Source organism: Streptomyces sp. NPDC058650 (genome assembly GCF_042717315.1).
Taxonomy (GTDB): domain Bacteria; phylum Actinomycetota; class Actinomycetes; order Streptomycetales; family Streptomycetaceae; genus Streptomyces.
In genome coordinates, this window is sequence record NZ_JBHXRL010000003.1 from 447,424 (window position 1) to 469,086 (window position 21,663).

Here is a 21,663-nt window from a genome sequence, read left to right on the forward strand (position 1 = left end):
GGGTGAAGGAGGTGCGCCGTGGGGCGTGTCGTGCGGAAGAAGTGGTGGGCGGGGGCGGCGGTGCTGGGCGCGGCGGTCCTGGTGGCCGGACTGATGTGGTTCAAGCCCTGGGCCCTCTGGGTCGACGAGACCGTGCACGAGGCGCTGCCGACCGCGACCGCGACGGGGAAGGCGAATGCGACGGGGAAGGCGACGGAGCCGGCCACACCGGCCGGACCGGCCACATCGGCCACACCGGCCGGACCGACGACCGTGTCCGAGGGCACCTTCATCAGCCATGAGCACACGACCTCCGGGACAGTGAAGCTCATCCGGCTGTCCGACGGCTCGCACACCGTGCGTCTGGAGAACCTGGACACCAGCAACGGCCCCGACCTACGCGTCTGGTTGACCGACGCCCCCGTCAAGGAGGGCACCGCGGGCTGGCGCGTGTTCGACGACGGTACGCACGTCGCTCTCGGCAAGCTGAAGGGCAACAGGGGCGATCAGAACTACGCCGTCCCCGCGGACGTCGATCTGACCGGCCTCACCAGCGTCACCATCTGGTGCGACCGCTTCGACGTGTCCTTCGGCGCCGCCGAACTGGCCTGACGGGTTCCCGCCGAGCACGGGAGGGCCGCCCGAGCGCCGACGCCGGCATCGTCTTCGTCTTCGTCGGCCCCACCCCCGAACAGCTGGCACTGTTCGGGACGAAGCACACCGCACGCGCCGCCGCCCAGGCGGCAGTCGACCGGGGTGCCGCTCGCGCCCGGCACCGGGCTCCTCCCCGATGTGGACGCGGCCCTCGCGGTGCCCGAGGGCAGCCGCCTGGTCGAGGCCGAGTTCACTTCCTCTGCGAGCCCGAGGCGCTGGACGGCGCCCGCGAGATCTCCTCGTACGGCGGCCGGCGCGCCGCCCTCGCCGCGAGCCCGGCCTGATCGGCACGACACGGCCAGGGGCGTCTTGTCGATCAGGCCGGGCCTTCCGTCAGACGGTGCCAGTGCCCCGGTGGTGCCGGCCGGTCCGGCCGGTCCGGCCGCGCGGAGCCGAGGTGGGCAAGCGCCCAGGAGACGAGGTGCTCCGGCGCGGGCCGGGCGTCCTCACCCGCCCAGGGGACCGACGCCAGGTGTACGTCGCGCACGTGCACGTCGCGATAGGTGTCGACGGGAGTGGTCGGCGCCAGCGGACGGGCGGCGAGCAGCACCTGCCCTCCGGCGCGCACCGCCCGGAGGGCCCGGGTGATGCCCGCGGCGGTCCCGGTGGTCTCCACGACGACGTCGGGCGGGGCGTCCGGGCGTACGCCACCGGCTGGCAGAGCCGTAGCCATCGCCATCCGCACGAGCACCGCGAGCGCCCCCTCGCCGACGACGGCCACCGCCGCGCCGGACTGGGCCGCCGCCTGATCCGCGGCCTGTGAGACGGCCTGGGCAGTGGCCCGGGCGGCGGCCTCGGCAGTGGCCTGGGCGGTGGCGGCCCATGCCCGGGCAGCCGCCTCGTCGGCGCCCTGTGCGGGGTAGCCGTGTCCCCAGGTCTCCGTCTCGGCCGTCCCCTCGACGAAGTACACCGTGTCCGGCCCGGTTTCGTCGGGCACTACGTAGCCGCCGTCCGGGCGGCGGGGGATGTGCCGCCAGCCACTCACCGCGCACCCCCGGCGTCGTCGGGCGCGGGGACGGTCGCCCGGCCGAGCCGGGCGGAGGCGTACGCCGCCTCGACGACAGCCTGCGTCCGCAGCGCGTCGGACAGGCTGACGTCGACGGGCGCGCCGTCGCGCACGGAAGCCGAGAACCTGGTGAAGGCCCAGGCCCGCAGGTCGATCGCGGTCGGCTTGGCGGGGGCGGCCTCCGCCGAGGCGGAACGGCCCCGGGTCGTGACCGCGTAGTGAGGCATCACCTGCACGTGCCCCTCCTCCCCCCACACGCGGGTGTGCTGCCCGTCCCCGCCGACCACGCTGGAGGCGCCCACCAAGGTGGCGATCACACCGCCGAACCGGATGACCAGGGTCACCGCGTCCTCGATGTCCGGGGCGTCGACCACGACGGACGGGGCGGTCTCGGCGTACACGTGGTCGGCCTCGCGGCCGAGCAGCGCGCGGATCGTGTCGACCTGGTGGATCAGGTTCATGATCAGGAACCCGCCGCCGGAACGGGCCTTCGACAGCCGCCACGTGGACGGGGACCGGCCGCTGAGGCCGCCGTGGAAGTACTCCGCGTCCTTGTCCACGAGGTAGTGGGCCGCTACGCCGAGGGGCGCTCCGATGGCCCCGGTCTCGATCGCCTCGCGTGCGCGGAGAAAGCGGGGATCCGTCCGTGTCGGGAACAGCACACCGGTCGTCAGCCCGCTCGCGTCGGCGGCCTCCGCCATCCGCCGTGCCGTGACCAGGTCCTGCGCGAGGGGTTTCTCCATCAGTACGTGCTTGCCGGCCGCCAGCGCGGCCGCGAGCAGCGGCTCGTGCGTGTCGTGCGGGGTGGCGATGATGACCGCGTCCACGTCCGGACGCGCGAGGAGCCGGTCCAGATCCCGCTCATGGCTGCCGCCGTACCGGGCGACGGTGTCCTCGGCGAGCTGCTCCACCGGGTCGTGGCACGCCGCCAGCTCGGCTCCCTCGGCGTCCGCCAGGGCCCTGGCGTCCTCGATCCCGATGTCGCCGCAGCCGATCAGCCCGAAGCGCAGCGGGGGTGCGGCGGGGGTGCGGCGCGTGTGCTCGGTGGACGTCCTCTGACGCGTCACGGCGCCGCTCGACGCCGACTCGCGCGCCGGATCCGCGGACGCGGCGGGGACGGCGGGGGTCTCGGACGGCCGGTGTGCGTCCCAGCGCAGGGCGGCGCTGATCAGCGTGCGGTCGGTGGCCAGTCGGCGGTACACCGACGGTGCCTCGTCCGCCGGGTACTCGTCGAGTACGTCCCGCACGGTGAACAGGTCCCGCGCCAGCAGGTCGAAGAAGACGTCGCTGAGCCGGGTCCGCTCCTCCTCGTCCATGCGGGAGACGTGTGCGCCGAGCAGGTCGAGCCCCCGGTCGTGGAACAGCTGGAGCGGAACGTCGGCGAGCTCGGTCCGGGGCGAGCCGAGCAGGACGACCCGGCCGCCGTCCTCCGCCAAGGCGACGGCGGTGTGCAGCGCCGCGCCGCTGCCGGTCACGTCCAGGACGAGCGGAGTGCCGTCGGCGGCTTCCCCGGTGGACAGGAAGGTGGTCACGGGCTCGGGCTTGGCGGCCCATGCCTTCGCAGGGGAACCGGCGACCGCCCTGACGCTCGCCGCACCACGGGCGGTCGCGAGCCTGCGGGTGATCACGCCGAGCAGGCCGCCGCCGATCACGGTGACCGGCTCTCCGGGACGCTGCCCTCCACGCTCCAGACCGTGCAGGGCCGTGAGGGCGAGCTGCCAGACGGCGGCGTCCACCAGCGGGACGTGATCGGGCACAACCCGCACGTGGGCGGCGGGCACGGCGGCGACGCTCGCATGGCGGGCCCGGCGCACCGCGACCCGCGTGCCCGCCGGGATCGACGCCGCCGCCCGTACGGTACCGGCGGCCATGTAGCCGGGGTACTCGGGGAACCGGGCGCCCGCCGTCGGCAGGTCCAGGAGGACGGCCCGCTCCGTGCCCGGGCTGACCACGCTCACACCGACGTCGACCACGACGTCGCCCGGCCCGCCCTGTGGTTCGTCCCGCTCGATGACCTCGCACACTCCGACACCGGAAAGGACCACCGATTTCATGCACGCCTCCACAATCACGTCGATACGGATTTCAGGATTCAGACCGGAGGTCTGAATGTATTTCCGGAACGGGTGCTGAATCCTTCGGCGATAGCGTATTCTCTGCTGCTGCACGCCCCATGACACCTCGATATACGGTGGTGATCGCATGCTGGCTTGGACACTCCGCAAACTGCGGTTCGATCAGCGGACCGTGGCGTACGCCGGGCACGATATGTCCCGGCTCAGAGCGCGCTTGGCGCTGCGGCATCGGAAAGTCCCCGGAAACGCCCGGAAACTGCACCTCGGCTGCGGCGACCGATTCGTGCCGGGGTGGCTCAACTGCGATGTGTCGGGATCGGAGTTCGACGTCGATCTGGCGGCGGGCCGGCTGCCGTTCCCGGACCGCTCGGCCGACACCATCGTGTCGCAGCACGTCATCGAGCACCTCGATCTCCGTGAACAACTGATCCCGCTCCTCCGGGAATTGCACCGGGTCTGCGACGACACCGGTCGGGTGTGGCTGTCGTGCCCCGACCTGGCCAAGGTCTGCGCGGCGTACCTGGACGACCGGGGACAGGCGCTGGTGGAGGACCGACGGCGCCGCTGGCCGGACTACACCCTCGGCGGCGCGCCGGTCCAGCACTTCATCAACGACCTCTTCCAGGCCCGTGGCAAGCACCGCAACCTGTTCGACTTCGACATCCTGGCCTGGGCCCTCGACCAGGCGGGCTTCCGGTCGGTGGAGCGCGTGGAGGAGGCGGACCTGCTCGCCGCCCACCCCGGCTTCCCGCCCCGCCACGACGACCTGCAGTCGCTGTACGTCGTGGCGGCCAAGTCCGCTCCACCGGCCGGGAACTGACCCGCCCGGCGCCCCTCAGGCCCCCGGCCTCGGGGGCGCCGGCAGGTTCCGGTAGTACTGCCAGAGCTCGTAGAGCGGAACGGCCTCCTTGTCCGGCTGCGTCGGCTTCACGGGCTCCGTCCAGTGGACGAGCAGCGTCGGCGGCGACGCCGGTTCCACGACGTCGCCGCCGCGCGCGGCGACCCCGGGCGTCCAGGCGTACACCTCCCCGGGGATGCTCTGGTCCCCGGTCGTCGCGCTCAGCCGGCGCAGGCTCGTGTACGGCAGCCCGGACGTCACCATCAGGTAGTTCAGGAACGGCTGCTCGTACCCCAGCTTCATATGCGGGGCCACCTCCCGTGCGGCGGGCAGACTGTCGGTCATGCCGGAGAGCGTCAGCGCGCCCTTCCGCGACGCGACGAATCCGGTGTTCGCCGCGTACGCGAATTGCTCCGGCGTCAGCTTTCCGGACTGCCCGATGCTCTCCTTCCACGCACGCCCCGGTACGTGGGACGTGGCGACGACGAAACCGAATTCGTCGAGGTAGTCGAAGACGAATTCGACGTCGCGTAAAACTGCCGTGTCGCTGTCGATGTACAGGAACTCCTCGAAATCGCCTTCCCACGCGGCGAGCTTCCGGAAATGCCCCTTGGCCCGGTCATGGAACGAGAGGCTGATCTCGTCGCAGCGCCGCAGCAGGTCGGCATCTCCCCATACGGAGAAGTCGTACCGGGACTGCAACGCGGCGATGCGCTCGATGTCGTCGTCGAACGGGATCAGACACAGCGCGATGTGCGGATTGCTCCGCCGGAAGCTGTTGAGGAACGCGATGACCAACTCCAGGACGCCGTCGTTGGCCACGAAGTAGACGCCTCGCTTCTTGGACATGGACACACGCTCCCTCTCAGTCGTCGGGGTCTCCGGTGAAGGCGGTGAGCGGCTCGCCGTGGACCGACTCGGAACGGAAGCCGTCCGGTCCCACGGGACGGTCGCCCAGGACCGTGACCCGGTACAGCGTCCGGCGGTACTCCGTGGCGTCCAGGTCGGACGGCTGGAGGTGGGCCACGGCCCGGTTGTCCCACACGGCGACGTCGCCGGCCGCCCAGCGCCGGCGCAGCGTGTACTCCGGGCGCGTGAGGTGCTCGAAGAGCAGCTCCAGGATCCGGCGGCTCTCCCAGGGCAGGAGCCCGACGATGTGGGTCACCGAGGCGGGCGGCGTGAACAGCGCCTTCTCGCCGGTTTCGGGGTGCACCCGCACCACCGGGTGGACGGAGAGCAGCGTGTCCTCGGTGAGCTTGCGGATGATCTCGACGTCCTCGGAGTCGGACAGGAGCAACCGACTGGCCGCGTACAGGGTGTGCTCCGCGCGCAATCCGTCGACGAGCTCCTGGAGCGGGCCGGACAGGCCTTCGTAAGCGGCCACCAGATTGGTCCACTGGGTGTCACCGCCGAACTCGGTGACCCGTTCGGCCCGCAGGACGGACACGGCCGGCGGGTTCACGGCGGCGGCCAGGTCGGTGTGCCATCCCGAGTCGTGCCTCTGTGACTTCGGCCGTAACCGCTCCTCGAACCTCCGGCCGTACCGGGTGTCGTCCACGTCCGGATCCACGGTGAGGATCTGTGGAAAGCCCTCCGGGTGTACGCCGTGCTTGCGCCCCGGCCGCCGGGTCAGCTCACCGAAGCGCCGGCCGAACGCCACATGGTCGGCGTGGTCCAGATGCTGGCCCCGGAAGAAGATCACCTTGTGACGGAGCAGCGCCCCACGGATCTCCGCCATGGTCTCGGCGTCGATCGGCTTGGCGAGGTCCACCCCTTCGACGTCGGCCCCGATGCGCCCGGCGACGCGTCGGACGCCGATCCTGGTGAAGGTCTCGGAATGTGTCGGCATACCCTCTCCTGTCTCGGATCCGGCAGTCGCGGCCGTCATGACCACTGCAGGACCGTGGTGGCGTCGAGGAAGGACATGTTCCACTGGATGGTGGAGCGGTACGTGCCGTCCTGCTCCTTCCGCCCGACCGCGTGGACGTTGCCCACGTCGAAGACGACGATGTCGCCCGCGCTGACCGGCACCGTCAGCTTCGGGAAGGCGTCGAGCGACTCCACCGGGTACCCCTTGCTGTCGTACCCGAAGCCCAGCGCCCGACGGCTCTCCGGGTCCGGGGAGATGTTCCAGACCACCAGATCGCCGCCCGGCCCGTTCTCCACGCAGGCGACGGCGCCGCAGATGTGCTCCGCGCGCTGCACCTCGAACCCGTCGAGGTGCGGTGCGTGGCGGAGGGGTTCGGCGTCGTCGTGCGGTGCGAGCTGGAACGGCCCGGAGTTCTCCCGCGAGCGCATCTTGAACGAACCAGCCCGCCGGCCCCGGTGTTCGGCGAGCCGGAATCGCACGCCCTGCCTCTCCAAGTGCTCCCGGTAGAGGCCGAGCAGGGCCGGGACGGCGCGGTCGCCCGTGTCGGCGAAGAGGTCGTCGATGGCGGCTCGGGCCTGCTCCGCCACCTCCAGGTACTGATCCAGGCCGGTCGATCCGAGGAGAGGCGCGCCGCACGTGTGGCCGTTCCGGGAGGTACCGGCCGCGGGCCGTTCGAGGATCGGGCTGCTCCAGAAGTTCCGGCGGATCCGTTCGCACACGTCCGGCGGCATCACCCCGCGGAAGACCGCGCCGGCGACCCTCCCCTTCAGAACGTCGGTCCACACCTCCCAGTCGATCTCGTCCCGCTCCACGAAGTGGAAGTAGTCCGGGGGTCGAACGTCTCCGGTCAGCCTGACGGGAGAGGGCCTGTCGGCCATGGCCACACCTCTTCCGGGTGTCAGTACGCGATGCTCACCACGGTCTGCGGCGAGCCGTGGACCTTGCGGAACCGCTCCTGCATGGCCAGCACCCCGACCAGCCCTTCGGGGGTGTAGAAGGCGCTGAACTTGGTGTACGCGTCCAGCTTCAGCTCGGTCCCCTCCCTGGTCACCGCGGTGGCCGGCTCGGGGTGCATCCGTGCCTCCTGTGCCACCCAGAGGTGCCCGGCCGCGGTGTCGGCGAGGATGCGGTCGAACAACTGCCGCAGGGCCACCCTGCTGAAGCTGCCGGAGTAGTACACGGCGCGGCTGCCCCAGTTGAGCGTCGGGTGGTGCCCGCCGAACTTGAAGTAGTACGTGCGCTTGCGCTCGCCCAGGGCGCAGTAGTCGTCCAGGCTGATCCAGGAGCCGTCCGGCAGGTGGAACCCGTCGGGGGTGACGATCTCGGTGTGCGGGAAGAGGCCGCGGATCTCGTCCGGGTAATGGTGCCGGGTCTTCTCCCAGAAGGGCCACGCCATGGTCACCTTGGCGTCGTACAGCGGGGTCGGGGGATGGTCGAAGAGGAGCTCTCCCTTCTCGCACTCCTCCATCCACTGGTCGAAGAACCCGTTGTAGCGCAGGTCGTAGAACTCGTGGGCCCTGACGAAACCGCAGTCCTTCCAGTGGACCGGGTCCCAGCCGAAGTGCCGGATGCCGGCCTCGCGCAGCCGCTGCACCGTGTAGTGGACGCCGTGCGGCCGGGAGGCGTTGTTGGTGAGGTGGTGCGCGACGGGATCCGGCCCGAGCCGGTCGTGCAGCGAGGTGGCGAGCCCGTCGATGAGCGAACCGAGCCGGTGGGCCGGAGTGCCGAAGTCGGCGGGGAACTCCCGGTACAGAGCGTGCACTTGATCGGCGATTTCCCAGCCGGAGGCCGGGCACTGAATCTCGGCGATCGCACCGGGGGCGGCCTCGTCCGTACGGAAGTAGACCGGCAGGGCGAGGTGACGCTCGGTCAGTTGCCTGTGGTACTCGAAGCCGCGCTCGGGTGGCTGCCCGTCGAGTAGGGTGCCCGCGATGGCGGGGTCTTCCTCGCCGCGCACGGCGGCCATGAACAGGTCGCGGGTGATCCGCTGGTAGGTACGGATCAGCTCGTTCCGTGCGATGAAGCCCTGGAGCATCCGGTCGTCCAGGGGGTAGGGCCGGTCCGCGATCAGGTTGGTGAAGCCGACCGTCGTCCCCGTCCTGCTCTCGATGTCCTCGTCGACGTACCGGTACCAGCGGTGGGAGGTCTGCTCGCCCATCCGGACTCCTTCAGTCGTTGGCCAGGGTCTCCAGGTCGAACCCGTACAGCCGCGCGCAGTTGCGGGACACCACCTGGTCGCGGTCGTCGTCCGGGGTGTTCCGGAAGGAGCGGGCGAGGAGCTCCTGGGAGTGCGGCCAACTGCCCTCGTAATGCGGGTAGTCGCTGCCCCACAGGAAGTTTCCCGAGCCGAGCAGGGGCATCGTGGCGATGCCCACCTCGTCGTCGGTGAAGGTGGCGTGGACCTGGCGGCGGAAGTACTCGCCGGGCGGCATGGTGAGGGTGGAGTGCAGGACGGGGCCGAGCTTGTCGTAGATGCGGTCGGCGTGCAGCAGGTGGTAGCCCACCCAGCCGATGTCGTTCTCCGCGAGCACGAGCTGGAGGCGCGGGAAGCGTTCCAGTACGCCGGAGAAGATCAGGTCGGTGAGCGAGTGCTGGATCTCCTCGGGATAGCCCATGTTCCGCTGGATCCGTCCCAGCGGTGTGCTGTAGTCGAACAGCCTGGGGCTGTCCCGATACCCGGTCAGGCAGTGCATGGAGACCGGCATCCCGAGCTCCTGGGCCTCTTGCCAGAAGCGGTCGTTGGCGTCTGTCGTGAAGTCCCTTTCCGGCGCCGGGGAAGCCCAGACGGCGGCCCCCCTGAGACCCATGGCGCGGCACCGCCTCAACTCCTTGACGGCTTCGTCCACGTCCCACAGCGAGATCAGACCGAGGCCGGCGAGCCGGTCCGGGGCGTGGGCCGTGAACTCTGCGAGCCAGTCGTTGTAGGCGCGGAAGCAGGCCCGCTGGAACGCGGCGTCCCCCAGCCAGAACAGGCTCATGGCCAGGCTCGGATAGAGGACCTCCGCGGCCACCCCGTCCTGGGCCATGTCCTTCGTCCGCGCGACCGGATCATTGCCGCCGGCCCGGGCCGCCTCGGCGCCCGAGTGCAGTGCGTCGGCGAACTCCTCGGGCGACTTGTCCGTCGCGTACAGCGAGTTGATCAGCGCGGGCTGCAGTCCGTCGCACGTGAAGAACCACCCGAGGCGCTCGGTGTCCCAGTGCACCCGCGGCGCTCTCTCCTGGTACTTGCGTTCGAGGCGTTCGGACCACAGTCGGACGGGCTCCACGACGTGTGAGTCCGCTGAGATGACAGGTAAGGCCATGCATCCACTCCTGCGTCGGGGACGGAGGGCGACAGCGAGCGTCCTGGTCGATTGTGGAGTCCTCTGACGACCAGTCAAGGACGACCCCTCGCGGGGAGTCGCGATCCGGACACCCCCGACGCGCGGCGGGGCGAGGGGATACGGACAACCTGTCCGGGACCCGCCTCTTGTGACGGGTCACGGCCCTTCGGTACGCCTGGTACCTCCCGATCGGCCATCCCGGCAGAGCCACCTCACGCCCCGAAGGACGGCGACGTATGTCGGTCGACAGCTCGGAGGCTGGTCCGAGGACCAGCACGGACCTGCTCCTCCTCAGCGCCTCGAACTACCCGGCGCTGCCCATCTATCCCTACGCGTTCGTGCAGGTCTCGGCGATCGCCGCACGGCACGGTCTGACGGTCGAGCGGCTCGACCTGCTGCACACGCCCAAGCACCGCTGGGAAGACGTGCTGCGCCGGACCCTGGACCGCTCCAGGCCCCGTCTCATCGGGGTCCACCTGCGTCAGGTGGACTCCATCTTCATCTGGAACTACGCCGAGGACGCCCTGCCGGGCGCGCCGGAGGTCGTGCGCAACAGCTATTGGCCGGTAGACGACACCGAAGAACTCATGGCACTGCTGCGGTCGTTGTCGGACACCCCCGTCATGGTCGGAGGATTCGGCTTCTCCACACAGGCGCGGGCACTGCTGAGGAGGCTGCGCCCCGACTTCGGGGTGGTCGGCGAGCCGGACGAGGTCATGGCCCGCCTCGACGACGTCCTCGCCCACCGGAACCTGGACGGCATCGCGAACCTGGCCCACCCCTCGGCCGACGACGGCGAATACGTCATCGGCGCCCGCGTGTTCCTGCCTCCCGCGGACCACACCGAGTACTCCGACGCCGTCCTGGACGACCTCCTCGCCTTCTACGGCCCGGACAGACTCACCGGCCCGGACGCCGTCCACGTCCCCGTGGAGATCCAGCGCGGCTGCCCGTACCGCTGCTACTTCTGTACCGAGCCGGTGGTCAAAGGCCGGCAGCACCGGATCCGGGACCTCGACGTGGTGATGGCCGACATCACCTTCCTGGCCGATCGCGGTGTGAGCCGGGTCTGGCTGGTCTGCTCCGAGATCAACATCGGCAGCAACGCGCTGCTGTTCGAGATGGCCGAGCGCATGCGGAAGCTCAACCACGGCCGTGCCACGCCCGTCGGCTGGACCTGCTACCTGCTGCCCAACCCGGCCCTGGACCGCGACGAGATCCGGATGCTGCTCGACTCCCGTTTCGAACCCAGCTGGAACCAGTTCGCGTCCTACCACGACGAGAACCTGAAGCGGACGCGCGTGCCCTACCGGGCCCGGCACGCCGTACAGGCCCAGGTGTACTGGCTGGAGGAGGAGGAGAGGTTCCTGCGCGAGCGCGGCGAGCCCGTACCGCCCAGGCGCCTCGACATGTTCCTCGGCAACTCCTACGCCACCGCCGAAACCGTCTCGACCACCCTCCACGCGATCAACGAACTGCGTCTGGGGGAGCGCTTCGACGACTCCCTGATCACCCGCGCCACGCGTGTGTTCGACCTCGGCGACGGACTGATCGGCGACTCGGCGGACTCCACGTACTCCATGAGCCCCCGGGGCCGGCTGCCCGAAGTCGACCTGCTCTACCCCACGTTCAGCTACCCGCCGGCGCTCGTGGAGGAGCTGGGCGGCCATCGGGCGGTCGACGAGTTCTTCGCGTACGTCGAGGAGACGTTCCTCTCCCGGGCCTACCGCACACGGCGCGACTGGCGGGCCTTCCTCGCCCGCCGGCTCGACCTCGGCACCCTCGCGCCGCCGGACGCGGCAGGCGCCGAGGACCTGCTCCGGCGCATCCTGGCCGATCCCCCCGGCGCTCCCTCCGCCGACCTCGTACGCTCCCTTGTCGAGCTGGTCGTGAGCACCCTTCCGGACCGGACGCGGGCCGTGTTCGAGGCGATCGGGCTGCCCGGCTACTGGGACGACGGGCCGAGCTGGAGCCCGTACGACGTCCACGCCGCCCTGGCGCGCCGGTTCGACTCCGCCGAGGACCTGACGCGCGCCGTGGAGGAGCTGACGGAACCCGGAGACGGGACGGTCCCGCTCCTGGCCGTGGAGTACTGCGTGTACGACAACAACGTCGTGCTGCGCCCGGACTACGCGCGCCTGCTGTTCCCGGCCTGAGCACGGCCGGCCGACGGCCGGTGGCGAGGGTAGGACCCTCGCCACCGCCGGGACGGCGGCCCCGCGGCTACCTCCGAGGCTCGTCTACTGCATCGAACTCTTCGTCTCACTCAGGTACTTGGCCGGCCCCCCGTCGCGCACGGTGTCGAGGGTCACGCAGTGGAACGATCCGCCGAAGCTGTAGACGTGCCGGAAGTCCACCGGCACGCACCGGAAGCCCCAGGCGGTCAGGGCGTCGATGAGCGGCTGCTCCTGGCGCTCCACGACGACGGTCTCCGGATCCAGGGACAGCACGTTCATGCTCACCCATGGGCTGCAGAAGTACATCGGCCAGTCCGACGGCAGCGTCGGAGCGGGCGCCGGCAGGATCTCCCATCCCTCGAACAACGCGTGGGGGACGTACCGTTCGGGATTCACCAGCAGCTTCCCCGGGGCCAGCGGGGCGAGGGTGGCGTCGATGTGCATGGCGTGCGGGTCGTCGGTCTCGATGACCGAGACGGTGAACTCCGGCCCCAGGGCCCGCCGGACCCAGTCGATGCCGAAGTCGTTGGTGACATGACTGCGCTGTACGACGATGTCCTGGCCGAACCGGAGGAAGTCGGCGGCGTCGAAGACCGGCTCGAACTCGGTGACGGCCCAGCGCTCCCCGTCGGGAGAGGCCGCGCCGCCGGGCATCCGGTACAGCTCGTCCGTCAACTGCGGCCGGGGCGCCGGCATCCAGCGGGCCCCGCGCCGGAACCAGGACTTGAGGAGCGTCCGGAAGGCGTCCCCTTCGTGGTACCGGCACCGCCAGGACATCGGTGCCTCGATGACGGCGTCGCCAACGACCATCAGCAGGTCCCGGGGCATGCCCGCGTACAGGCCGCCCGCGGAGTCCCAGTGCGGAGTCCGGAACGGCCGCGCGTGGTTGACCGCGTCGGGCCGCGCCACGCTGATGCCCTCGGCCTCCAGGACCTCGGCCAGTGCGTCCAGTTCCTCCTCGGCCGCCTTGAGGTGGGCGGCAGGGAACGGCAGCCCACCCTCCTCCTTGCTGTTGCGCCACGCCGATTCGGGCAACGTGTGCGCCATGGACTCCTGCCAGTCGGGGAACACCCCGCCGGAGAGAGAGCCCACGACGACCTCGCGCAGCGGATCCCACTCGGTGTACGAGTTGAGCGCCACGGCGGACAGGTCGACCTCCTCGCCGGGCGTGCCGGTAGCGTGGCGGGTCGAGTCGGCCGACGTTCGTGTCCGTTCCCGTTCCAACTGTTCCTCCGTAGGCTTTCGCAGGGGGAAGCGCGGCGCCCCGTGCGGAGGGCGCCGCGGGTGCAGAGCTGTGCGGGGTCCACGCCGCTACGTGTCTAGCGCGCGCTGGCCAGTCCTCCCGCCGTCTCACCACCGTCGATCACGAAGGACTGACCGGTGACGAACGCGGCGTCGGGGGAGGCGAGATAGTGCACCAGTGAGGCGATCTCCTCGGGTGCGCCCAGGCGTTGCAGCGGGACGACCCCGGCCTGCTCGGCGAGCTGCCGCTCGCTGTACTCGGCCCGCTGCATGGGCGTCAGCACGTAGCCGGGGCATATCGCGTTCACCCTGGTGTGGGGCGCCAGTTCCAGTGCCATGGTGCGAGTGAGTTCGATGACGCCGGCCTTGCTGGCGTTGTACGCGGCGTAGTGGGGCATGCCGACCATGCCGCTGACGGAGGCGGTGTTGACGATCACTCCGCCGCCCGCGTCGGCCATGCGGCGGGCGGCTTCCCGCGCGACCAGGAACACGCCGGTGAGATTGACGCTCAGGGTGCGCTCCCATGCGGCGAGCGTGGTGTCGAGGAAGGGGCTGCGGATGCTGATCCCCGCGTTGTTGCACAGCACGTCGACCCCGCCCCACTCCTTGTCCAGGGTGGCGAAGGCCTCGGTCACCGCGTCCTCCTCGGCCACGTCCGCGTGGAGCAGCGGCCGCACCCGGGGATCGGTGCCGGCGAGCGCCGCGAGCCCGGCGGGGTCGCTGTCGATGACGCACACCCGGTCCCCGTCCCGTACGAAGCGCCGGGCGATCGCCGTGCCGATGCCCGAGCCCCCTCCGGTGACCACCACACGGCGTGGCCGGTCCGTAGCCGGCATGCGGGCCCCTCTTCTCGTCGATTCTCGTCGTGTCACGTCGTACTACCGGGTGGCACTGGGGTCGTTGTCCTGGGAGAAGTTCCCCGAGCGCAGCGCGTCGTACAGCCGCTTGCCGGTGGACGCCGGGCTGAAGAAGAAGCGGGTGGACTCCTCGCGGCGCAGCAGTCCGTGCACGACGAAGTCGCGGGCGGTGCTCATCCAGTAGCCGGGCCCGAGAACGGCGAGCAGCCGGAGGTACCGGGCGAGTCCCAGCGGCTCCCCGAACCAGTGGTTGATCGATACGGACGCGGTGCGTGAGCGGATGTCGTGCCAGCACCCGCGCGGGATGTACAGCAGATCGCCCGGGCCCATCCGTACATGGTGGAAGCGGGCCCGACCGAGGAGGGGGAACCGCTGCAGATCCGGGGCCCCGAGGTCCACCTGGCTGTTCACCAGATTGTCGGGAAAGGGGTAGGCGGCCCTGCTGTCCTGCCACGCCAGCAGGGTGACGTCCTTCTCGCCCCAGACCTGGCAGAACAGATTGTCCTTGAGGTCGGAGTGCAGCATGGAGCGCGTACCGGCCGAGCCGATCCACACCCGGGTGTCCGTGCCGTGCCGCCCGTCGGGCGGGACGAGGGAGCCGAAGTCGTAGTCGGCGGGGTCGAAGATCTCGTGGGCGCGCTGGTAGGCGAGATAGCAGGGCGCGGACGGCGTGGCCGCCAGCATGGTCTCCACGAACGCGGCGAAGCTGAGCTGCTTCTCGTAGAGGTGCTGGTCCTGGGGGAAGAGCACGCCCGTGTCCGGCAGGTCGACCAGGGCGGTCACCCGCCGCTCACCGTGGCGGCCGCGAAGCTCGGCCGGGTTCCACGCGTCGCGTGCGCGCCAGCCCTCCATGAGTCCGGTGCACAGCACGGGCCCGGAGCGGTCGGCGACAGCACGGCGCAGGGCGTACGGATCGCCGGAGGCGATCCGCGGCACCGGCAGCACGGTCATTCCGGCCGCCCGCATCCGGTGTTCCGGCGTCACCTCGTCGTCGGGCGTCTCCGGGCTGTTCGGCGCTCGCTCGAGTCGACTCATGACGCCTCACCATCCGCGCGTGCTCGATACGGCCGTCCCACTCCTCGACCGGGCAACCGGACACCTCCGTCGATCGGTCCTCGCCGGGCATAGTTCCCTCCTTGGTAAGCGACGGCAGCGACGTTGCCTAGGGGAACGATCGCCTTGGCGGGGACCCGCGTCCGGTTTCCGGCCAGGGGCAAGTCACGCCGGGACCAGCGCCAACTGGCCATCCCGGCTGAGGCTCCGGGCGGCCTCCCGCGCAGGGAGCCCAGGGGGAACCCCCGTGTGGCCCCCGATCCCGCTGTGTGTGAAATCCGCCCCTTTCCCGTCCTCTCCACCTCACTCCGGCACCGCGCGTCCCACCCGCCCCGTCCGGGACGCCGATGAATCCGGCTGAGTGTGATGCCCTTGACAGGCGCCGCTGAGGTGACCTGCTGCTACAGCAGTTCCACGATCTCCTTCGGCTCTCGGGCGGAAGGAGATCCACCCTCCTGCCGCGGCGTTGGCCTGCACTGCTCCGCGTCTCGGCGCGCTTGTTACGGCGTCGGCGGGCCCGGTCGGGTGTCCAGAGCGGCGATCATGTCGTGCAGCCAGGCGAGTTCGGCCCGGGACGTCGCCCGGGCGATCAGCAGGATGCCGCTGCGGAACGGGTCGGTGATCTCCTCGGCGCCAAGCGGCCGTGTCTCGTCGTAGAAGAAGCTGGCGGGCTCTTCGAGGAAGGCGAGCCGGCGGCGGAGCACGGCGGCCTGCTCGGCGGGGTCGTCGAGGTGGCGGAGGAAGGCCAGCACGGTGAACCAGCGGTTCTCGTCGCTGACGTCCAGCGGCTCGGGCGTGCGCAGCCGTTCGAGCAGCGCCGTCCGCCCGGCGGGGGTGAGGTGCAGGGTGTGCCGGGGTGCGGCGGTCGATCCGGGCTCGGTCTCGCGGACGAGCAGGCCGTCGGCTTCGAGGCGCTTGATCGCCGGATAGAGGGTGCCGTCACTGAGCGGACGGATGTGGCCGGTCAGTGCGGACAGGTGCCGGCGCAGTTCGTAGCCGTGCATGGGCCGGTCCCTGAGGAACCCGAGGATCGCGAGCTTGAGCATGGGCCCATGGTGTCAGATCTTCTATGCGGCCGAGATATATCGAGTACGCGATACCTCGATGTCGAGGTATTGTCTTCGTGTCATCCCACGAGCAAGGAGTCGGCCATGCGCCATGCCCCCGTGACCCCGAACGGCGACCGGATCCGATGGGTGGAGATCCCGGGCACCGAGCCCACCAGGCTCTACCTGCACGGACTCGGAGCCACCTCGCCGGTGTACTGGGCCGCCGCTGCCGCGCACCCGCTGCTGACCGGCCGCCGTTCACTGCTGCTCGACCTGCTGGGCTTCGGCATCAGCGACCGGCCCACGGACTTCACGTACACGCTGGAGGCGCACGCCGACGCCGTGGCGGCGGCCCTGGAGGCCGCCGACGTGACGGCCGCCGAGGTCGTCGCGCACAGTCTGGGCGGGGCGGTGGCGATCCTGCTCGCGGCCCGGCATCCGCGACTGGTCGCGCATCTGGTCCTCGTGGACGCCGTCCTGGATCCGGCCCCGCCGGTTCCCGCGCACGCCGGCAGCGGCATCACGGCCTACACGGAGGAGGAGTTCCTGACCGACGGCTGGCAGCGGACCGAGGAGCGGGTCGGTCCGTTCTGGTGGTCCACGATGCGCCTTGCGGGACGCGAGGCCCTGTACCGCACGACGGTCCATCGGGCTCGGGGAACCGCCCCCTCCCTGCGTGAGCATCTGGCGGGCCTGTCGGTCCCCCGCACGTGCCTGCACCCGGAGGCCGACGGCGAGCCGGCCGACGCGGCGGGACTGCGGGCCTCGGGCGTCACCGTACGGGCGATCCCGGACTGCGGCCACAACATCATGTTCGACAACCCCGAGGCGTTCGCGCACGCGACCGCCTCCGCCCTGAACGGCGGCTGACGCCGTCCACGTGAGCGCCGGGGCGAACAACGCGAGGAGCCCGAACGCCGCCGACCGTTCCCAAGCCGTGACGTCGTCGGACCGGAAGCCGATGGCCACGCCGACGGCGCCGACGAGGACCACGCCGGCGATCGACTGCGGGACGCCGCCGCCCGCCCGCCCGTCTGGCCCGGGCGGGCGATCGGCGCCGTCGCGCTGTCACTCGCAGAACACTTGCACCTTGGCGTCGGGGTCCTCGACGTCGACGACTATGTCGTCGAGGTGCTCGATGAGCTCCTCAAGGTGCTGCGGCTTGAGCTCGGTGAGGTCGATCGGTACGCCTGACCTGTGCAGCTCCGCGTTGACCTTGGCGACCGCCTGCGGAGGGAGAAGGCTGGTGAGCCGGACGCCGGCGCGCAGCAGCTGGAGCGGAACCCGGATGTTGACGCGGCTCGCCCCGTCGCCGCCGGTTTCGTCCGCCGCGTCCACCACTACGCGCAAGTACTTGGGGCGCGCTTTCGGAGGAGACGAGGCGCCCGGCGGCGGCTCGGGCTGGTCTCGTTCGAGGGCGTCGATCAGCCGCTCGGCCTCGTCGGCGGTGATGGTGCCCTCGGCCAGCATCTGCAGGACCTGTCGGCGCTGCTCGTTCATGGGGAACTCCTCGCTCTTCTGCCTCATTTGACGCTTACGAGTACGGCCGTTCGGCCCTGCTCGATCTCGAACAGGGTGCCGGGCAGCGCCCACAGCAGTCGCCCGGTGCCGCGCAGCGCGCCCACGGGGTCGACCCGAGTGGCGAAGCAGGCGATCAGTCCGGACAGCGCGGCGAGCAGCAGTAACGGTGACAGCACGAGCGCCACCGGCAGCACCGGGACGTACAGCCGCCTCAGGCGGCCACCGGGGCGGCGGTAGCGCACCGTCACCAGCTGCGGGATCATCGGGTCTCCTCCAGCTCGGCCAGCGCCTCCTGGGCGCTGATGTCCCCTCGCCGCAGGCGGTCCACGATGTCGGCGGCGCGGGTGGGTGCGGGGTCGGTGTCGACGAAGTCGAGGTGCTCGGCGATCCGCTTCAGCCGGGACTTGATCGTCGGGTAGCTCACGCCGAAGATCCGTTCCATCTCCTTGATCGAACCGTGCGACCGTACGAAGGCGGCGACGAACACCTGGTCGTCGATGCCGAGCTGGGCCAGCTGAGGCGGCTCGAACTGCCCCTCGACCGCGATCCCGCTGCCGGCGAGACGGACCCGCTCGACCACGAACGGCTGGCCTTGCGTCAGGTCCGTCAGTTCCTGCCAGTCCACGCTCGGCTCCCTTACTCTCGATGTCGAGCCTGTTGTTCATTTGTACATTGAGATTCTTAAGGCGACAACGCGGCGGCGTTAATATTCTCAATTCAGCCGTCGATTGGCTGGTCTTCGACTGCTCGCCGCGCTGCCGGTGGGAGGTGAGCGATGAGTTCTCGCTGGTCCCGCGGTCCCCTTGGCGCACACTGTGACCGACGAAGGAGAAGTCGTGACGGAAGACGTCTGGTCGATGGTCCATGCGGAGCGTGCGGCGCTCATCGAGGACCTCGCGCGCCTCGATGACCGGCAGTGGGAGCAACCCTCGCTCTGTGACGGGTGGACGGTCCACGACGTGGTCGCCCATCTGGTCGACACGTACCGGACGACCCGCCTGGGCTTCGTGCTCGGCCTCGCCCGGGCGCGGTTCGACTTCGACCGCCAGAACTCCGCAGGTGTGGCGCGCGAGCGCGGGACGACACCGCAGGAGACCCTGGAGCGGCTTCGCCGGGTGGCCGCGCGGACATCGACCCCGCCGGCGCCGCTCGACAGCCGGCTCGTCGAGGAGGTCGTCCACGGTGAGGACATCCGGCGTCCCCTGGGCCTCACCCGCACCTACCCGCCGGAGTCCGTGGCCAGGTCACTCCGCCTGCAGACGCGTACCCCGGCTTCGTTCGGCGGTGCCAAGGAGCTGATGACGCGCGTCCGGCTCACGGCGACGGACGCCGACCTGACGGTCGGGACCGGCCCGGAGGCGAGCGGCCCCGCGCTCTCCCTGCTCCTGGCCGTGTCCGGGCGCCGGGTGGCGCTGGGCGACCTCACCGGGCCGGGGGTCGCCACGCTGGCGGCGGCCGGCTGACGCCGCGGTCCTCGCACGTCCTCTGCCCGGTCAGCGGTGGTCCCCCGGACGGACGGCCCCGGATGCTCTGCTCTGAGGTGTCGTCGGCCCGTGGTCAGAAGATTCGGTGCTCCGCCCAGAACGGGCCGAGGACACTGGTGCTGACCGTGCGGCCGGGTGCGCCCGCGCGCCGGGTGGCGGTGCCGGACGCGGGAGAGTTCCGGGCACTCCCGAAGCTCCCGGGGCGGAAGGCCGACCCGCTCGGGGCCGTTGGGTCATTCCGGGCGGTTGAAACGCCGTGTGGCCCACAGCAGGGCGAGGGCGCCGCTCGTCAGGAGGACGGCGGCTTCGAGGAGGAGCGGGGGTTGCCAGCCGGCCCATTCGATGCCGGGGGTGGCATGCCGAGCGGGTACGTGAGGGGCGATGCAGCGGCGGAGGAGGTCCACCGCGTACGCGAGAGGGTTGGCGTTGGCGAGTGTGTGGGCCCAGCCGGGCAGGCTGTCCAGGGGGAAGAAGCCGCCGGAGAGGAACAACAGCGGCATCATCACCACGCCGAGGAGCGTGTGGAACGTTTCGGCCCGGCGGAGCGTCACGGCCAGGGCCAGCGCCAGGGCGGTGATCGTGAAGGACGCCAGGATCATGCCGGCGAGGAGCGTGGCCAGGAGGAGCGGGTCGTAGGGCAGACCGACCGTGCCGGCGAGGCCGAGCAGTACGGCCCCCTGGGCCGTGGCGGTCAGCGTGCCGCCGGCGCAGTTGCCCAGGAGGAGGGTCGAGCGGCCGACGGGGGCCATGAGGAGTTCGCGCAGGTAACCGCTCTGCCGGTCGGTGATCAGGCGGATGCCGACCATGATGGCCGGTGTCTGCACCGTCATCATCAACATGCCCGGGAACAGGTAGGTCTGGTACCCGACGCCCAGGGAGGAGCGGGGGATGAGGGCGGCCAGTCCGCCCCCGAGGATCAGCAGGTAGAGCACGGGGTGGAGCAACATCAGCGCGGTGTGGGCGCGCTGGCCGGCCAGACGCAGGAGGTCTCGGTAGACCAGGGCGTGGATCGCGCGTAGTTCGTGCCGTAGGCGGGCCCGCCGTCCGCTGCGGGAGTGGTGAGTGGTGTCCGGGGCGTTCGGGGCCCGCAGGGTGGGCGTGGTCATCGGCCGCCGCCCGTTCGCGGCGTCGAGTGAGACGGCGTCGAGTGAGACGGCGTCGAGTCGCATGGAGTGGTGTCGCACGGCGTGGGGTCGGACGGCGTGTGGCCGGTCCCCGTGGCTGTGTTCAGGCTGCGGCCGGTGTGGTGGGAGAAGACGTCGTCGAGCGTGGGCCGGGACGCGGAAGCGGCGTGGACGGCGATGCCGTGGTGCTCCAGCGCCGCGCAGAGGCGGGGAATCCACGCGCTGCCGTCCGGCACCCGCAGGCAGATTCCGCCACTGTCCACGGTGACGGAACGGTCCGGCGGCGCGATGCCGCGCACGATCCGCCGTGCCGTCGAGTCGTCGCCGGTGCGCAGCACCACCCGGTCGTCTCCGATCGCGGCCTTCAGAGCGAGGGGCGTTCCCTGTGCCACCAGCCGGCCGCGGTCGATGATGCCGATGCGATCGCAGTTCTCCGCCTCCTCCAGGTAGTGGGTGGTGACGAAGAGCGTGCTGCCGTGCCGGTCGCGCAGCGCGCGCAGGTGCTCCCAGACCTGGGCGCGGGCGTGGGGGTCGAGCCCGGTCGTCGGTTCGTCGAGGAACAGCACCCGGGGGGAGTGCAGCAGGGCACGGGCGATCTCCAGCCGTCGCCGCATGCCGCCCGAAAGGGTGCGCACCGGGGCGCGTCGCCGGTCGGTCAGCCCGGCCGTCTCGAGCACCTCCGCGGCTCGCCGGCGGGCTTGGCGGCGGGGCATCCCGTAGAGACGCGCATGGATGTGGAGGTTCTGGTCGGCCGTGAAGTCCGCGTCCAGCGTGCTGTGCTGGAAGAGCATGCCGACGTGCCGACGTACCTGGTCGGGTCGGGTGAGCACGTCGGCGCCGGCGACCGTGGCGTGACCGGCGGTGGGGCGGGCCAGGGCACACAGCAGGGCGATGGTGGTGGACTTCCCCGCTCCGTTGGGGCCGAGGAAGGCGAAGGTCTCGCCTTGTGCCACGTCCAGGTCCAGGCCGCGTACGGCATGGATGGTCGTGCCCTGCGGGCCGGGGTAGCTCTTGACCAGGCCGCGCGTGCTGATGGCGTGGACGGGCTCGGAGGCGTGCGGGGTGGCGTGCTGGATGGCGTGCGGCGTGGCGTGCTGGATGGCGTCGGGGCCGGTGGCGGCGGCCGTCATGAGTGCTGCTGGGGCGAGGTCGCCTTCGCCTGCGGGGAGCTGCATGGGGTCCGGTCCTCTCGTAGGGATGCGCCCACCGCGGCCTCCCGGCGTACGTGGCGTGGCAGGGGCCTGATGCGCCCCGGCGCACCAGGCCGTCGCTCCGGCCGGCGGGGGGGCCGGGGCCCCCCCCCCCCCGGTGGGGGGGGCCCCCAAATATGCAGGCACCGGCGCGGCTAAGGGGACGGGCCCCCGCCGCGGGGGGCGGACGCCCCCACCCCCAGCGCGCGCGCGACCGGCGG

21 protein-coding genes and 1 pseudogene are annotated in these 21,663 nt (G+C 71.0%); 5 read left to right on the forward strand and 17 right to left on the reverse strand.

From position 1 onward, the window contains the following. Positions 1-18 precede the first annotated feature (18 nt). Entirely contained in the window at positions 19-591 is a 573-nt protein-coding gene (locus ACFWWU_RS08015; protein WP_384140565.1) for a DM13 domain-containing protein, read from the forward strand. A 358-nt stretch (positions 592-949) separates the two neighbouring features. Here ACFWWU_RS08015 and ACFWWU_RS08020 read toward each other — a convergent pair whose 3' ends face one another. Continuing rightward, positions 950-1,570: a hypothetical protein gene (locus ACFWWU_RS08020; protein WP_384140695.1), complete on the reverse strand. Its 621-nt coding sequence runs from the start codon at positions 1,568-1,570 to the stop codon at positions 950-952. A gap of 44 nt (positions 1,571-1,614) precedes the next feature. Next, entirely contained in the window at positions 1,615-3,693 is a 2,079-nt protein-coding gene (locus ACFWWU_RS08025; RefSeq protein WP_384140568.1) for a bi-domain-containing oxidoreductase, read from the reverse strand. A 328-nt stretch (positions 3,694-4,021) separates the two neighbouring features. Here ACFWWU_RS08025 and ACFWWU_RS08030 point away from each other — a divergent pair, with 328 nt between their 5' ends. Further along, on the forward strand, positions 4,022-4,534 hold the full coding sequence (locus ACFWWU_RS08030) for a methyltransferase domain-containing protein (RefSeq protein ID WP_384140571.1): 513 nt from the start codon (positions 4,022-4,024) through the stop codon (positions 4,532-4,534). Between the two features lie 15 nt (positions 4,535-4,549). Here the strand turns inward: ACFWWU_RS08030 and ACFWWU_RS08035 are convergent, their stop codons facing one another. Genes ACFWWU_RS08035 through ACFWWU_RS08055 form a run of 5 tightly spaced genes read right to left on the reverse strand, consistent with a single transcriptional unit; the run spans position 4,550 to position 9,724 of the window. Further along, a complete protein-coding gene (locus tag ACFWWU_RS08035) occupies positions 4,550-5,401 on the reverse strand; it encodes a hypothetical protein (RefSeq protein ID WP_384140574.1) in 852 nt (283 codons plus the stop codon). Between the two features lie 16 nt (positions 5,402-5,417). Next, positions 5,418-6,401, reverse strand: coding sequence for a TauD/TfdA dioxygenase family protein (locus ACFWWU_RS08040; RefSeq protein WP_384140576.1), 984 nt, complete (start codon positions 6,399-6,401; stop codon positions 5,418-5,420). Between the two features lie 35 nt (positions 6,402-6,436). Next, entirely contained in the window at positions 6,437-7,300 is an 864-nt protein-coding gene (locus ACFWWU_RS08045; protein WP_384140579.1) for a hypothetical protein, read from the reverse strand. 20 nt (positions 7,301-7,320) lie between these two features. Beyond that, entirely contained in the window at positions 7,321-8,580 is a 1,260-nt protein-coding gene (locus ACFWWU_RS08050) for a hypothetical protein (protein ID WP_384140582.1), read from the reverse strand. A gap of 10 nt (positions 8,581-8,590) precedes the next feature. After that, on the reverse strand, positions 8,591-9,724 hold the full coding sequence (locus tag ACFWWU_RS08055; protein WP_384140585.1) for an amidohydrolase family protein: 1,134 nt from the start codon (positions 9,722-9,724) through the stop codon (positions 8,591-8,593). Positions 9,725-9,981: 257 nt separating this feature from the next. On the opposite strand from ACFWWU_RS08055, the gene ACFWWU_RS08060 reads away from it, so the two are divergent. Continuing rightward, positions 9,982-11,901, forward strand: a complete 1,920-nt coding sequence (locus tag ACFWWU_RS08060; protein WP_384140588.1) for a B12-binding domain-containing radical SAM protein — start codon at positions 9,982-9,984, stop codon at positions 11,899-11,901. Positions 11,902-11,985: 84 nt separating this feature from the next. Here the strand turns inward: ACFWWU_RS08060 and ACFWWU_RS08065 are convergent, their stop codons facing one another. The 4 genes from ACFWWU_RS08065 to ACFWWU_RS08080 form a co-directional block, all read right to left on the reverse strand. Next, positions 11,986-13,146 (reverse strand): amidinotransferase, encoded by a 1,161-nt coding sequence (locus ACFWWU_RS08065; protein WP_384140591.1) that lies wholly within the window; start codon positions 13,144-13,146, stop codon positions 11,986-11,988. A 95-nt stretch (positions 13,147-13,241) separates the two neighbouring features. Next, entirely contained in the window at positions 13,242-14,000 is a 759-nt protein-coding gene (locus tag ACFWWU_RS08070; protein WP_384140594.1) for an SDR family NAD(P)-dependent oxidoreductase, read from the reverse strand. Positions 14,001-14,042: 42 nt separating this feature from the next. Next, positions 14,043-15,056 carry a cupin-like domain-containing protein gene (locus ACFWWU_RS08075; RefSeq protein WP_384140597.1) on the reverse strand — a complete coding sequence of 338 codons (1,014 nt, stop codon included), beginning with the start codon at positions 15,054-15,056 and terminating at the stop codon, positions 14,043-14,045. Between the two features lie 518 nt (positions 15,057-15,574). Beyond that, positions 15,575-16,120: a PadR family transcriptional regulator gene (locus tag ACFWWU_RS08080; protein ID WP_384140600.1), complete on the reverse strand. Its 546-nt coding sequence runs from the start codon at positions 16,118-16,120 to the stop codon at positions 15,575-15,577. Between the two features lie 105 nt (positions 16,121-16,225). Here ACFWWU_RS08080 and ACFWWU_RS08085 point away from each other — a divergent pair, with 105 nt between their 5' ends. Next, the gene (locus tag ACFWWU_RS08085) at positions 16,226-16,993 is read left to right on the forward strand and encodes an alpha/beta fold hydrolase (RefSeq protein WP_384140603.1); all 768 of its coding nucleotides are present in this window, start codon (positions 16,226-16,228) and stop codon (positions 16,991-16,993) included. Here the strand turns inward: ACFWWU_RS08085 and ACFWWU_RS08090 are convergent. From ACFWWU_RS08090 to ACFWWU_RS08105, 4 genes and pseudogenes are all read right to left on the reverse strand, one after another. After that, positions 16,994-17,155: pseudogene (locus tag ACFWWU_RS08090) on the reverse strand (ABC transporter permease); the annotation flags it as partial. Positions 17,156-17,191: 36 nt separating this feature from the next. Then, on the reverse strand, positions 17,192-17,623 hold the full coding sequence (locus tag ACFWWU_RS08095; RefSeq protein ID WP_384140605.1) for a hypothetical protein: 432 nt from the start codon (positions 17,621-17,623) through the stop codon (positions 17,192-17,194). A gap of 23 nt (positions 17,624-17,646) precedes the next feature. Then, positions 17,647-17,907: a hypothetical protein gene (locus ACFWWU_RS08100; RefSeq protein ID WP_384140607.1), complete on the reverse strand. Its 261-nt coding sequence runs from the start codon at positions 17,905-17,907 to the stop codon at positions 17,647-17,649. Further along, positions 17,904-18,269 carry a DUF2089 domain-containing protein gene (locus tag ACFWWU_RS08105; RefSeq protein ID WP_384140610.1) on the reverse strand — a complete coding sequence of 122 codons (366 nt, stop codon included), beginning with the start codon at positions 18,267-18,269 and terminating at the stop codon, positions 17,904-17,906. The genes ACFWWU_RS08100 and ACFWWU_RS08105 overlap by 4 nt, the downstream gene beginning before the upstream one ends. A 232-nt stretch (positions 18,270-18,501) precedes the next feature. On the opposite strand from ACFWWU_RS08105, the gene ACFWWU_RS08110 reads away from it, so the two are divergent. After that, the gene (locus ACFWWU_RS08110; RefSeq protein WP_384140684.1) at positions 18,502-19,107 is read left to right on the forward strand and encodes a maleylpyruvate isomerase family mycothiol-dependent enzyme; all 606 of its coding nucleotides are present in this window, start codon (positions 18,502-18,504) and stop codon (positions 19,105-19,107) included. A 254-nt stretch (positions 19,108-19,361) separates the two neighbouring features. Here ACFWWU_RS08110 and ACFWWU_RS08115 read toward each other — a convergent pair whose 3' ends face one another. Further along, on the reverse strand, positions 19,362-20,234 hold the full coding sequence (locus tag ACFWWU_RS08115; RefSeq protein WP_384140613.1) for an ABC transporter permease: 873 nt from the start codon (positions 20,232-20,234) through the stop codon (positions 19,362-19,364). Continuing rightward, positions 20,231-21,427, reverse strand: coding sequence for an ATP-binding cassette domain-containing protein (locus tag ACFWWU_RS08120; RefSeq protein ID WP_384140616.1), 1,197 nt, complete (start codon positions 21,425-21,427; stop codon positions 20,231-20,233). The genes ACFWWU_RS08115 and ACFWWU_RS08120 overlap by 4 nt, the downstream gene beginning before the upstream one ends. Positions 21,428-21,663: the final 236 nt, after the last annotated feature.